This window comes from Patescibacteria group bacterium (assembly GCA_041660565.1).
Taxonomy (GTDB): domain Bacteria; phylum Patescibacteriota; class UBA1384; order CAJBMM01; family CAJBMM01; genus JBAZWC01.
In genome coordinates this window covers 384,183-396,365 of sequence record JBAZWC010000001.1, presented here as the reverse complement: position 1 = coordinate 396,365, position 12,183 = coordinate 384,183, and the positions used below count along the sequence as shown (strand labels likewise).

The following is a 12,183-nucleotide window of genomic DNA, read 5'->3' as shown; positions in this document are numbered from 1 at the left end:
AGTGGTTTCCAAAAGACCGGTAGTGGTTTTGGTCCGGTCGGAATCAAGGGGGAAATGCCTATTGTCGTGAAGCCGTAAGACTAGCCAAGTCGGGCGCTGTATGCCGTACACTCGGTGCAGTACCGACCCCGCCCCCGTGGTTTGAGGGCTAGGAGAAGAAATTGCGTAAGCATCTCGTTTTGCTGGCGGCCCTGGTCGTCATGTTTGCCCAGCTCCCCGTATCGGCAACACCGGGATACGTATCCGTTGACGACATCACGATTCAGTGGGATGTGGCCTACAACAACACCACTGATATCGTCTCGTACAACATCGTGTGGAGCGGAATGCCGACAAGCAATGGGTCAGCCGAGGCCGACTTCACCATTCACCCGTGTTACATCTTCTACACCGATTCCGCCGGCACTATCCCGTGGAACGAAGTGTACGGCTCCGGAGGTGTTTACGACGCAGTTGGCAACATACTGTGGCAACAGTCCATAACCTGGGCTACTCACGCCATGACCTACGGGTGGGAATGGGATACATCGAACGCCAGCTACGACGGTACGACTCACTACTTCAACTCGCACCTGACCTGGGCGCTCAACTCGGCGGTTATCCCTAGGCATTACGTGCTCGTGTGGGATGGCATTCCGCCTTACATGTATCACTACGACGCCATTTACCCCGCGACTTACCGCGTGGCGTACCACGTTGACACCAAGTGTTGCGATAACAACCGAAACTGGGGGGACCCCTTCAGCTTCTTCTCGGAAGATAAGCTCAGGCCGTGCCCGCAGGGCCACGACTAGTCCGGTACGGCGCCGGCAACATCTGTCTCACACGGGAGGCGGCCTTCGGGCTGCCTCCCGCTTATAATATATTGACATAAATAATATGGATGTGTTATTATACCTTTTGTGTGTATTACAGCACCGAACCTGAACAACTTACTTATCTGGTGGATTCCACACAGATGTGGTTTCCAAAAGACCGGTAGTGGTTTTGGTTCGGTCGGAATCAAGGGGGAATGCGCCTATCGACGTGATGTAAGACTAGCCAAGTCGGGTGCCGTATGCCGTACGATGATTGTCGTACCCATCATGCAGTACCGACCCCGCCCCCGCGGTTTGTGGGCTAGGAGAAGAAATTGCGTAAGCATCTCGTTCTGCTGGCGGCGCTGGCCGTCATGCTCTTCCCGACGATGGCTCAGGCGACCCCTGGGTACCTCAACAACTCGAACATCGAGGTTGACTGGGAGTGCGCGTACAACTACACGACAGATGAGGTCTTCTTCGTCTTCGAGTGGATGGGTCAACCATACACCAATGGTAATGCCAACGCGACCTTCGCCATCCACCCGAGGTGGGTCTTCTACACCGACGCCAACGCCACGACCACTTGGCAGTCGGTGTACGGCGGCACCAATGGCACGTACGACGCTGTTGGTAACCAGCTGTGGCATGAGGAGTTGACGTGGGCCACGCATGCCATGGCGTACGATTGGTACTGGAATAGCACGCACGAATATGATACCGATGCGCCACACTACTTCAACTCCAGGCTAACGTGGGCCAACAACTCGGCGATCATTCCGACACACCAGGAGTTCTACTTCAACGGGCAGATGTGGACGTGGCGCATCATTTACCCGGCGTCCTACCGCGTATACTACGTCGGGGTCTCCAACTGCCGCGACAACCAGTACAACTACGGGACACAGGTGACGGGCGTATTCGCCGGTGACTATGTCCGGGCCTGCCCGCAAGGCCACGACTAGCCCACGGCGCCGGCAACACCTGTCTCACACGGGAGGCAGCCAATTGGCTGCCTCCCGCTTCTATTTTCTGGCGATTACATCCTACTTGAATGAGTAGGTTTTTTTGTAACAAAAAACACCAACACTTTCATGTTGGTATCAAAAATGTCTGCGACGGAATTCTACAAATGTTTAGAGAAATATATAATTATTTTTTAGCAAGGTATTCTCAAATTGCACTTTTAGGTCGTTATGGCCTTTCCCTCCCTTAAAATACTTCTCTCTTTTTAGCGCATCAATTTTTGATGAATATGCCTCGTAGTATAATAATTTAAGTGGTCGCCTGTTTTGCGTTGCTTTAACAAATCCAGCGTCATGTTTTGCGATTCTTTCCTGTAAATTTGGTGTACTACCAAAATACAGCATGTCATCTTTATCACTTAATAAAATATAAACATAATACATAATATTATTATAACAAAAAAGAACCATTTCTGGTTCATTTTTGTTGCTAAGAGTACTAATCCAAACGTTTTTCAAAGTTTGCGACGCTTAGCGTCGTAACATTAAAAATGGAATAATTCCATACATTTGGTGGGACGCTGAGCGTCCCGATTACCACGCTTAGCGTGGTGGAGCTGAGGAGAGTTGCACTCCTGTCCAAACCGGTACATTCATCTTTTCTACATAATTAGGTGTTCAAATTTCTTTTGGTCTAACATAATGAGCACTCCAAGTTAGTTATCCCAGCACATTCAGTATCTTTCAAAGTTTACAGAATGAATCTACACTTTGGCGCGTTGATAATATGACGCTTGGCCTTTCTTCATCAACGAAGAAGAAAGCAAACGGCTTTCGGTTTTAGGCGAAAGCTGGCGCAAAGGACATAGATGCAAAAGCACCTTTGACTTTGCTAACAAAACTGTTGGCAGTTATTGTTTTTTGCTCGCGTTTTACGAGTGAGTGAGCGTCTCGTTATGCAAGGGTGAATGTGGACGGCCTGTCGAATCTAATACAGCCCCATGATTTTTTGCAAATTTTTAATGTTCTAGCTATGTACATTGTACCAAATATGGTGTACATTGTCAATAACGAACCCGGGGGAGGACCTGAACAAATGGACATAATACATTGGGCAGTAATGGCCGCCATGGTCCTTTCGGCGGTCTGTTTGATCAGCGGTTTTCCGCTGACGTTTTGTCACGATCTTAGGACGATCAAGGATGGTCGTCTGCTGGTTTTGGTGGGTTGGATGCTGGCGATGATCGTCGCATTTCCAACCTCGACGTTTGCCGGGAGATGGTGGTTGTGTGCCCGCTTGATGGCGTCGGTGGCGTCGGGTCTGCTCATCTGGTGTTTTCTGGTTGTCTTTCGAGCAGAGAGGGAGAGATTGTCATGATCGGGTGGCAAGCGGTAGTACTGCTGGCTATGGTAGCGGTGGTAATCTTCGCGATCGCGTACCCGGAGCGTGTTAAAGTGTGCGATCGCATTATTATGGGCGTTGGTTGGCTGGCATGCATGATAGGGGTTACGCATCGCTGGGCTTACGCGGGTTGGGGATATGTGGCTTTGGCAGCCATCTGCGCGATGGAAGCGCTGTTGGTAGCCATCGCAATCTATGACCTGCTTGACCAAGTCAACCAAGAGCAACCCCTTGCCGATAATCCGACTACGTGGCTGCTTCTGATCTGGGGTCTGAAATCCGCCAGGCGGAACAAGACCAATGGAGGGGCGAAAAGATGCTAACGTGGGTGATATGGGCAGTATCACTGGCAGTGCTGGGGCTAATCATCGCCAACGACCAGCGCTATCTGTCCAGCATCGAGGTTGATCCGCAATCCCCGGAGATGAACGTCTACTATACCAAGTGGATTATACTGACGGTGGTAATGGTGGCGTCCCAGTTCACCAGTCCGGGCGTGTGCGTCGTGCTGGTTGTATCCGCGATCGGTCTGGTTGAGGTGTACGAGTTCACGACGCGCTGGGGGCGGGGGCAACTCGCGTCCAAGGAGGGTTAGGGCGATGTTGGTAGCGTGGTGGTGGATCGTCGGGGCGATGGTCGTTTTGGTCTTTGTGCTTGCTCAAGGCGTAGTTCGTCTTCGTCGGAAGGTGCGGGTAGTGTTGTGCGTTGCCACAATCGCTCTGGCTGTTACGGGGTCGGTGGTGATGACGTGGGTTACGAAGACAGTGTTCGAGGAAGTATGGATGTACATCGTTCTACTGATCGCCGCATTTGTTGCGGTGCATCTGACGTTGTTTGTCAGAAGCGACGAGACGGAGGGGTGAAGCGATGATGCTCTGGCTTACGTGGATGGCGCTTGCGTTCCTTGCCTTCTCGTTGATACACCCCAAGACTAGGAATTCGAGTCTATGGGTGTTCTACACGGTCTTCGTGGTCACATGTGGTATCACGAGCGCCGTGGACATCGCCAGAAAGGCCAGCCCGTACTGTGACCTGATCACGATCGTAGTGTTGATCCTGGCGTTGAAGGTTGTAATGGGCTTAGTCGTGTTATGCCATGCGATCTTCGAGACTCGACCACGGTCGGCTCCCTAGCGGGGCCGGCCGTTTTTCTTATTGCTTATTTTGCTGTTTACAGATACAGTAGGGGCATCCGAGTACCACACAACTCATGGGGGAGGATGTTACAATGCCAAAAGTCACGGCGCATCCGCAATTGCGGAAAGACCCGGTGACCCGTGAGTGGGTCATTGTAGCTACCGGCCGCAGTAAGCGGACGGACGAATTCAAGATCGTGGCGGAACCGCCGCTTCGGGAGCACGAAGATGCATGCCCGTTTTGCCCCGGCAATGAGTACATGACGCCGCCGGAAGTGTTGGCCTACCGTTCCGCCGACTCGGCCCCAAACAAGCCTGGCTGGTGGGCGCGCGTGGTGCCTAACAAGTTCCCTGCGCTGGCCATCGAGGGCGAGTTGGACAGAACGGGTTATGGGATGTATGACCAGATGAATGGCATTGGAGCACACGAGGTCATCATCGAGAGCGTCGATCACAATCGGTCTATTGCGACCGTCACCGGCCTTCAAGCTCAGGAGGTGTTCTGGGCCTATCGCGATCGCGTTCTTGATCTGACACAGGACAAGCGTTTCCAGTACATCCTATTGTTCAAGAACAAGGGGAGAATCGGAGGAGCGTCGCAACCCCATTCGCACTGTCAATTGGTCGCTACGCCGATTGTGCCGGCGAATGTGATGTTGAAGATTGCGGGTGCTGCGCGGTACTACGATTTCCATGATCGCTGCATCTACTGCGACATGCTGAAGCAGGAAGAGCAATTAGGCGAGCGCATCGTGGCGCAGAACCCAGAGTTTGTCGCCTTCTGCCCGTTTGCGGCCAAGTACCCGTACGAGACATGGATTATGCCGCGGAGGCATATGCCTTCGTTCGCAGCGATGGAACGTGGCACCATCAACGCGTTTGCGAGCATCTGCCAATACATACTGCGGTGCATCGGCGCCAGCCTCAACGATCCACCGTACAACTTCATGCTGCACACGGCTCCGGTGAACCAGGATCGTGAGTGCGACTTCCATTGGCATCTGACGATCATGCCCCGCCTGACAATCGCCGCCGGGTTCGAATTGGGCACCGGAATCTACATCAACGTGACCGCTCCCGAGGATGCAGCCAGCGACCTTAGGGTTGCCGAGCTCAACTTCAACATTCCACCGGTTGCTGTGGCATAGCGACTTATCTGGAATACACCGCTCCGAGGGCAACCTCGGAGCGTCTTTTATATTTAATAGGGGACAGGTCCCAAATAAGCACGGTTTTGACTATTCTTTTACATAGATTCCGGATACTCCTCGCTACCTTGCGGTCGGAATCGTTAGTCCCTAGCGGAACAATCGAGCCCGGAATGACAAGGTGATTGACCCCGTTAGAGGCAAGGGTGGATTCGCTTCTAACGGGGTTGACATTTGTGCTAAAAAGTCCTACGCTTAGGCGTCAACAGGTAGAACCTTACCAAAACTTCTCGGGGGAGGTGCCCTAAAGGGACAGATATTTTCGTGGAACGACTTGATTCATCATCGGGTACCAACTACCGAAGAGATTCGGGCAGTGGCTCGAACCGCAAAAATCGCCATTACCAAGATGCGGCCGGTGGCGGCAATTCAGTTTGGGTCAACGCTTCCAAAACGCGCCGCCGGCATCAACAGACGAAGCGATGTGGAGTTTGTGGTCATCTGCCGGGACGATTGTTACGCGGAGATGGTCGAGACGAGCAAAAGAATGATCGCCCAAGCAGCTGGGAATCACGTCCCGCTGAATATCTACATAGTCCCGTTCAGCTTGGCTCGTGGACATTATCACACCATCGGATACGGACTCTGCCAACACCTACGCCGAGCAGAGCAAGCGGACGGTCTGCTCAAACACATCCAGTCGCCCCTTCGGTACCTAAATCTGACAGGGACGACGGCAAGGGCTGATTTGGGGAACTACCTCGTGCACAAATTGCACATCTTCGGCTCACGACTGCTTAAGCCACGCGTTGGTGCTGACCGGTTGGAATGGCTACAGAAGATTGTCGAGGGGCCGGTGCATCTCACGCGCAAGGTATTGGAGTATCAGGGCGTGGAGATGCCTGATGACTCTCGGCAATTCGTGATCGAGTTGGCAAAACAGCATCGCGGTTGCGATATTGCTCAGGAACTGTCGCAAGCGGTGGCTGTTGACCGTCGGTACAACGCATTGCTGGAAGCATGGTATGCCGCCTCAACTATGCCACTGAGTGACGATGATCCCGCCAGATCGCGTGCTCCAACCGAAGACGAGTACGCCGCTATGCTCAACCGTATTGAAGATCTGGCGCTGCCGGTTTACCAGATGTTCGCCAAGGTTGCCGGATGGCTGGATCACCACAAGACCTGAACACGGCCCGCTGCCCCGAAAGGGTGGCGGGCTATATTTATGCGTAAATGAGTGACTTAATAATATGCTTAGCTTTAATAATTGGAGCGGCATTTTGCGAAATTCGCGATTCCATTAATGCCCCACCAATCTCGTTTAATAGTAAACTAGAGGCTAATTCAGCATTCAGATTACGTTTAATCACACCTTTTTGCTGCCCTAATAGGATAAAATTCGCACAAGACGTATAGTAAAATCGGTACGTTTCTTGATAAATCTCTTTGGCGCGTGCATTTTGCATTTCTCCGGCAATTTGTAGTAACGGGGGGCCGGGAAAGTGGGCTTTGGTTTGGTATAAAATTATCCGGTCAAAAAACTGCTCAAATTTCATATCGAATTCAAGCGATTTGTTGCTGATGGTAACTTCACAAAATTCGCGCCAAATTCCTGCCCAAAAATTTAGGACGTCTATCCCTAAATCCTCTTTATTTTGATAGTGATAATAAGCATTGCTTTTGGCAATGCCGGTTTTTTCAACAATCATATCCATTGATACTGCATTAAAGCCCAATCTGGACATCTCGCTAGCCGCAAATTGTAGGATTTTTTCTTTATTATTCAAATTAGTACCTTTGGTTCTAATTTATACTTGTTTCGGCGGTTGTCAACATTTCAGATGATAGATGATAGGGGATGGTCTCCGACTCTACGAGCCGATAGACTCGGAGAGAGGATGGACAAGAGGGGTGTTTTTAAATAGAATTAAGTTACAAGCCAAAGGAGAAAAATGCCTGAACAACATAAAAGCCATGCCATTTTGTGGTGGGTACTGGGGTTAATTATTGTAGCGGGGTCGGGTTTTATCGCGTATTATTTAACCAATCAAAATAACAGCGAATCTGCGAATATTTCAGTTAATTCACCTGTTGCAGCGCCGAGCGTATCTGCGAGCACAACTTCTTCAACTTCTTCAGCTTCTTCAACTGCATCTCCGGCTGTCGCTACGCCAGTTTCCACTGCACCCGTAACTGCTACAGATTTGGATAGTGCCTCAACATCTGTAACAAATAGCATTACTACAATGGATAGCTCGATTTCAGCTGCCGGAACGCAGCCATCCGAAAATCAGCCAAGTTTATAAGAGGCAAGAATGAAAAAAATATTTTTACTGTTATTACTAAACATTTTGACTATCGGTACCGCCTCCGCTACAGCGGCGCGAACAACGTCAACTTTTTCACCATCAACCTCTACTGCTTCTTCATCCCCGGCTGCTACCTCGTCCGCAACGGCCGATCAGGCACTGGCTGCGTACAAATCTGCAAATACAGCTAACAAATTAGCTAAATTACAGACTCTGGGCGATAAACTGATTGATCAACGCATTGCAACTTTAAACGGATATATAAACAAAGACTTAACCGGATTAAGCGCAGCTCAATCAACAGAGCTTAGACAAATTGCGCAGACTGATATTAATACTTTAACAACTCTTAAAAGCCAAATTGATGCTGGGACCGATTTGGCCACCACCAAAACAAACGTACTAAGCATTTACGATAATTATCATATATATTTGGTGCGAATGCCTCAGTTACATTTATCGGCGGCGGTTGATCGAGCACAAAATACTTACGCCTTACTCAATGCCATGACCGTTCGGCTGCAAAACACCATAGCTACACAGAAAGCTGCGGGTACTGATACCACCGCTTTATCCGCCACGTTAGTTGATTATCAGAAACAGGTAGCTGACGCAAATACGAATTTAAATCTGGCAAAAACCGACTTGGCTAAAATTGATATTAAATCTACTAGTACCTCTGCCACCGCTATTGCCGCAGTTACTGCAGATTTAAAAGCGTTTAGAGCCGATGCTGTGGCGGCGTTAGGTGATATCAAGGCCTTCAAAGCAGTTATTAACCCGGTGGCAGCTACTTCCCCAACAAAAACCCCAACTCCGACGGTTACTCATACATCCACTCCAACTCCTACAGTCACGCATACTCCAACCGCAACCCCCATTTTAAATGGCAGGTAAAATACGATAAATTGAGAATATTTATCGTGTTACGATATCATTGGTTCCGCTAAATTCTGGGGCAGCCGCTCTGGATGGCGTTAGAATACCAAAGCTAACCGATAGAATTATCAGCGTGGATAAGATAATTAGAAGTAATATTTGACGCTCGGTGATATAAAAATCTAATCCGGCGTTTCGAACCGATGGGTGTCCGGCCAATTTTAAGACAGACCGCTCTATCTTGCGCACGGATTTTGAATTGCAAGTAAATTTGGACTTAATTTTCTTCATAGACAAATTCCGTCTTAGTTCGGGCTAGTTTCATGGCGCGATGTTGAATTACTTTAGTATTGGCTAAGCTTAGATTCATTTCAGAAGCCGTTTCTTTTAAAGAGAATCCCTTAAGAAATCTTAACACCAGCACCTTTTTGTATTTTGCCGGTAGGTAGAAAAACATTTTGTTTAAGCGGCGCATTGTTTGTTTGTCAGCTGCTTCGGTGTCGGTTTCGTCGAGCATATTCTTTTGTAATTGTCTTGGCGGTGCGGCGTCATCTAGCTCGACTACGCCGGAATGCTGATCACGATAATAATCGGCAAGCTGATTTTTGGCAATCTTATAAAGCCAGTTTTTGAAGCTTGCCTCACCGCGATAGTTATGCAATCCCTGAAAAGCACGAACAAAGGTTTCCTGAGCCAAGTCTTCTGCGTTATGAGTGTTTCTAAGTTGCGAAGCAAGATAGCCGTATATCGGCTGAAAGTATCGGCGATAAAGCAACTGTTGCGCACCTTGATGTTGTTCTTGGGCTAGGGCAACCAATGCTTTGTCATCCAGTTTATCTAATTCCATTATTTTCCCCTCATTTCTATTCTACACTATTACCGACGGTTTTGGTTACAAGTTAACAGTATGGGGAAAGCCTTAGAAAATGCTGAAGAGTCGGTTAGGGGGATTAGGGGGTATTAGGGCGGTTGGTAGGCCATTGGCTCTCCCAACAACCCGAACTTCCCTAATTTCCCCAACTGATCCAATCCTTGCGTAGTATTAATCAAAGCTGTTAAACTAACCTTTGCGATGACAAATTATCCCGAAATAATTCAAGAACAAACTTTCTCGGTTACCGAAGCCGCGGATCTGCTTAACGATATCTTAAACCCGCTTACTTTGACTGTGGTAGGGGAGGTGTCCGGATTCAATATCAGCCAAAGTAAATTCGTGTATTTTAACATAAAAGATGATCAGTCTATGCTCAGCTGTTTTATGATGTTGTTTGCACTGCCGTTTGCTCTGGAAGACGGGATGAAGGTAAAAATAGTAGCTCAACCCAAAATTGTGACCAAAAGCGGCCGATTTTCACTTACCGTCAAAAGCTTGGAATTAGTGGGAGAAGGTGATTTACTAAAAGCGTTTGAACAGCTAAAACAAAAGTTAGACAAAGAGGGTCTGTTTTTAGATAAATGGAAACAACCACTACCGTTATTCCCGATCAAATTAGGACTAATTACCTCTAAAGATGGCGATGCTCTACAAGACATTATGCGAATTTTAAGCAATCGGGCAGGTGGGCTAAAAATTAACTTATTACCGGTGGCGGTACAAGGTCAAAATGCGGTTACCGACATTGTAAACGCGGTGCAATATTTTAACGCCAACTATCCGGTAGACGTAATTATTGTGGCGCGTGGAGGCGGGTCGCTTGAAGATCTGCAGGCGTTTAACTCGGAGCCGGTGGCGCGCGCGGTTTTTGCCAGCAAAATTCCCATTATTACCGGAGTTGGTCACGAGCCAGATGTTACCTTAATCGACATGGTCGCAGACCGTCGAGCCGCTACTCCTACCAATGCAGCCGAGATTGCGGTAATTGATTACGATGAATTTGGTCTAAAACTTAACTCGATTGAAAACAACTTGCAATCGGCAGTCAAGCGTAATTTAGTAAATTGGGGACGCCTGCTAGACCAACAATTACATCGCTTGCATCGTAGTTTGGTGATGCCGTTAAGACGGGTGGACGATTTAGAACATCGATTGTCGAACGCAGTCAAACAGCAAATTCAGACTGCGAATCAAAAAATTGGGTTGATGTCGGTGCGATTGTCAGGCTTGGATCCGCTGCAGGTTTTGAAGCGAGGATATTCAATCACCAAAATTGGGGACAAGGTGCTAACATCCGCCAAAAGTGTCAAAACCGGAGATCAAATAACATCGGTGTTTGTGGATGGAAGGGTGGAGAGCAAAGTGGTGAGTAATGAGTAGTGCCATTAATTGTCATTTCGACTCCTCGACATTCAAGTCGAGGGTGGCTTCCTGCCCTCTTAGGGCGTAAGCCCGGAGGGAGAAATCTCCTGAAAAGACTTGAAGGGATTCTTTCTCAGATTTCTCTCTCCAAGCCGTAGCTTTACGAGCGGAGGCCAACAAGCTCGAATCGACATTCTCGCAGGGTCGAAATGACAAAAAGTAATCACATGAGTAAAGAAAGGGATATTATGAAAAGTTTTGAGGAAGAATATGCACAACTGCAAGAAATTGTAGATAAATTGGATCAGGGGAATATGGATTTGGAAAAATCGATCGGTCAATTTAAGACCGGTATGGAGTTGCTTAAAAGTTTGCGTAAACAGCTATCGAAGGTAGAAAACGAGCTTAAGGTGCTGGATGTAAACATTTCAGATCGGGAAGAATAAGCGCGCGTGCTATGTTTCGAGCTAGCTATGATAAATTAAAAAACTACATCATGTGCCCTCGGCGGTATAAGTTTATCTATGTGGAAAATCTGCGTGACAAATTTGCCAAAGCCAAACCCGAATTTACGATGGGTCAGCATGTGCATGGGGCATTGAAAACTATCTTTTCTGATCCGAATTATCAAAAAATATCGATAAAAAAATCTGTTGACATTTTGCGTCAAGATTGGCGTAATAATCGTAACGGATTTAAATCTCGTGATGAAGAAGCCAACTTTGGTCAGCGTGCGATTGAAATGGTTAAGGTGGCGATAAAAGATCAATCCAAAAACACCCCAACTTTTTTTGAGCATCACATTCAATCCGAAATTACCGATGACATTTTATTGAGCGGCCGAATCGATCGAATTGATCTGGACGAGAATAAAGGGCTGCATCTGATTGACTATAAAACCAGTCGCTACAATCCGGAATATGTGGATAAATCGCAGCTTCTAACTTACGCGGTTTTGGTATCGCGGGCGATGGATCAAATTCCGGCAGAAGTAAGCTACTGGTATTTAGAACAAAATGATCGCTTTGCTTTCTCGCCGGATCAGGCTGATATTACGGCGATGGAATCAGAAATCGTAAATACTGTTTCTCGTATTCAAGCTGACAAACAACTATCGGCCAGCCCGGGGATGACGTGCAAGTGGTGCGAGTTTGTGGATATTTGTCCTATTGGCAGAGAATGGAAAATGGAAGATAGGGAATAGAATTAGAATCTCGTTTTTGTTCGAGTGCAACGAGAACTCCGTGATGTATAGGGAAAATTGGGTAGTTCTCGCATTCGCTCGAACAAGAAACATAAAGCAAAACG

Annotated in this window: 16 protein-coding genes and 1 other RNA gene; 12 read left to right on the top strand and 5 right to left on the bottom strand. The window is 48.1% G+C overall.

Annotated features, from left to right (window positions below; all coding sequences use genetic code 11):
- Positions 1 to 161: 161 nt before the first annotated feature.
- The gene (locus tag WC773_01930; protein MFA6082157.1) at positions 162 to 794 is read left to right on the top strand and encodes a hypothetical protein; all 633 of its coding nucleotides are present in this window, start codon (positions 162 to 164) and stop codon (positions 792 to 794) included.
- Between the two features lie 338 nt (positions 795 to 1,132).
- Positions 1,133 to 1,762, top strand: a complete 630-nt coding sequence (locus WC773_01925; protein ID MFA6082156.1) for a hypothetical protein — start codon at positions 1,133 to 1,135, stop codon at positions 1,760 to 1,762.
- A 171-nt stretch (positions 1,763 to 1,933) separates the two neighbouring features.
- Here WC773_01925 and WC773_01920 read toward each other — a convergent pair whose 3' ends face one another.
- Complete coding sequence (locus WC773_01920) at positions 1,934 to 2,206, bottom strand: GIY-YIG nuclease family protein (protein ID MFA6082155.1); 273 nt, start codon at positions 2,204 to 2,206, stop codon at positions 1,934 to 1,936.
- 165 nt (positions 2,207 to 2,371) lie between these two features.
- Positions 2,372 to 2,763, bottom strand: a transfer-messenger RNA (tmRNA) gene (gene ssrA / locus WC773_01915).
- A 226-nt stretch (positions 2,764 to 2,989) separates the two neighbouring features.
- Between ssrA and WC773_01910 the strand changes: the two genes are divergently transcribed.
- From WC773_01910 to WC773_01890, 5 genes are all read left to right on the top strand, one after another.
- Positions 2,990 to 3,487: a hypothetical protein gene (locus WC773_01910; GenBank protein MFA6082154.1), complete on the top strand. Its 498-nt coding sequence runs from the start codon at positions 2,990 to 2,992 to the stop codon at positions 3,485 to 3,487.
- The gene (locus WC773_01905) at positions 3,481 to 3,759 is read left to right on the top strand and encodes a hypothetical protein (GenBank protein MFA6082153.1); all 279 of its coding nucleotides are present in this window, start codon (positions 3,481 to 3,483) and stop codon (positions 3,757 to 3,759) included. Before WC773_01910 ends, WC773_01905 begins: the two co-directional genes overlap by 7 nt.
- Positions 3,760 to 3,763: 4 nt before the next feature.
- On the top strand, positions 3,764 to 4,027 hold the full coding sequence (locus WC773_01900; GenBank protein MFA6082152.1) for a hypothetical protein: 264 nt from the start codon (positions 3,764 to 3,766) through the stop codon (positions 4,025 to 4,027).
- Between the two features lie 365 nt (positions 4,028 to 4,392).
- Positions 4,393 to 5,448 carry a galactose-1-phosphate uridylyltransferase gene (gene galT, locus WC773_01895; GenBank protein ID MFA6082151.1) on the top strand — a complete coding sequence of 352 codons (1,056 nt, stop codon included), beginning with the start codon at positions 4,393 to 4,395 and terminating at the stop codon, positions 5,446 to 5,448.
- Positions 5,449 to 5,824: 376 nt separating this feature from the next.
- Positions 5,825 to 6,637, top strand: coding sequence for a hypothetical protein (locus WC773_01890; GenBank protein ID MFA6082150.1), 813 nt, complete (start codon positions 5,825 to 5,827; stop codon positions 6,635 to 6,637).
- Positions 6,638 to 6,674: 37 nt separating this feature from the next.
- Here WC773_01890 and WC773_01885 read toward each other — a convergent pair whose 3' ends face one another.
- On the bottom strand, positions 6,675 to 7,238 hold the full coding sequence (locus WC773_01885; protein ID MFA6082149.1) for a TetR/AcrR family transcriptional regulator: 564 nt from the start codon (positions 7,236 to 7,238) through the stop codon (positions 6,675 to 6,677).
- A 165-nt stretch (positions 7,239 to 7,403) separates the two neighbouring features.
- Between WC773_01885 and WC773_01880 the strand changes: the two genes are divergently transcribed.
- Together WC773_01880 and WC773_01875 are read left to right on the top strand one after the other, a co-directional pair.
- On the top strand, positions 7,404 to 7,757 hold the full coding sequence (locus tag WC773_01880; protein MFA6082148.1) for a hypothetical protein: 354 nt from the start codon (positions 7,404 to 7,406) through the stop codon (positions 7,755 to 7,757).
- A gap of 9 nt (positions 7,758 to 7,766) precedes the next feature.
- Positions 7,767 to 8,657, top strand: coding sequence for a hypothetical protein (locus WC773_01875; protein ID MFA6082147.1), 891 nt, complete (start codon positions 7,767 to 7,769; stop codon positions 8,655 to 8,657).
- Between the two features lie 21 nt (positions 8,658 to 8,678).
- On the opposite strand, the gene WC773_01870 is transcribed toward WC773_01875, so the two are convergent.
- Positions 8,679 to 8,930: a hypothetical protein gene (locus WC773_01870; GenBank protein ID MFA6082146.1), complete on the bottom strand. Its 252-nt coding sequence runs from the start codon at positions 8,928 to 8,930 to the stop codon at positions 8,679 to 8,681.
- On the bottom strand, positions 8,917 to 9,486 hold the full coding sequence (locus WC773_01865) for an RNA polymerase sigma factor (protein MFA6082145.1): 570 nt from the start codon (positions 9,484 to 9,486) through the stop codon (positions 8,917 to 8,919). The genes WC773_01870 and WC773_01865 overlap by 14 nt, the downstream gene beginning before the upstream one ends.
- 225 nt (positions 9,487 to 9,711) lie before the next feature.
- Here WC773_01865 and xseA point away from each other — a divergent pair, with 225 nt between their 5' ends.
- The 3 genes from xseA to WC773_01850 all read left to right on the top strand — a co-directional run bounded on the left by xseA (position 9,712) and on the right by WC773_01850 (position 12,079).
- Positions 9,712 to 10,893 carry an exodeoxyribonuclease VII large subunit gene (gene xseA / locus WC773_01860; GenBank protein ID MFA6082144.1) on the top strand — a complete coding sequence of 394 codons (1,182 nt, stop codon included), beginning with the start codon at positions 9,712 to 9,714 and terminating at the stop codon, positions 10,891 to 10,893.
- Positions 10,894 to 11,102: 209 nt separating this feature from the next.
- Positions 11,103 to 11,321, top strand: coding sequence for an exodeoxyribonuclease VII small subunit (xseB, locus tag WC773_01855; protein MFA6082143.1), 219 nt, complete (start codon positions 11,103 to 11,105; stop codon positions 11,319 to 11,321).
- Between the two features lie 11 nt (positions 11,322 to 11,332).
- On the top strand, positions 11,333 to 12,079 hold the full coding sequence (locus WC773_01850) for a PD-(D/E)XK nuclease family protein (GenBank protein ID MFA6082142.1): 747 nt from the start codon (positions 11,333 to 11,335) through the stop codon (positions 12,077 to 12,079).
- Positions 12,080 to 12,183 lie beyond the last annotated feature (104 nt).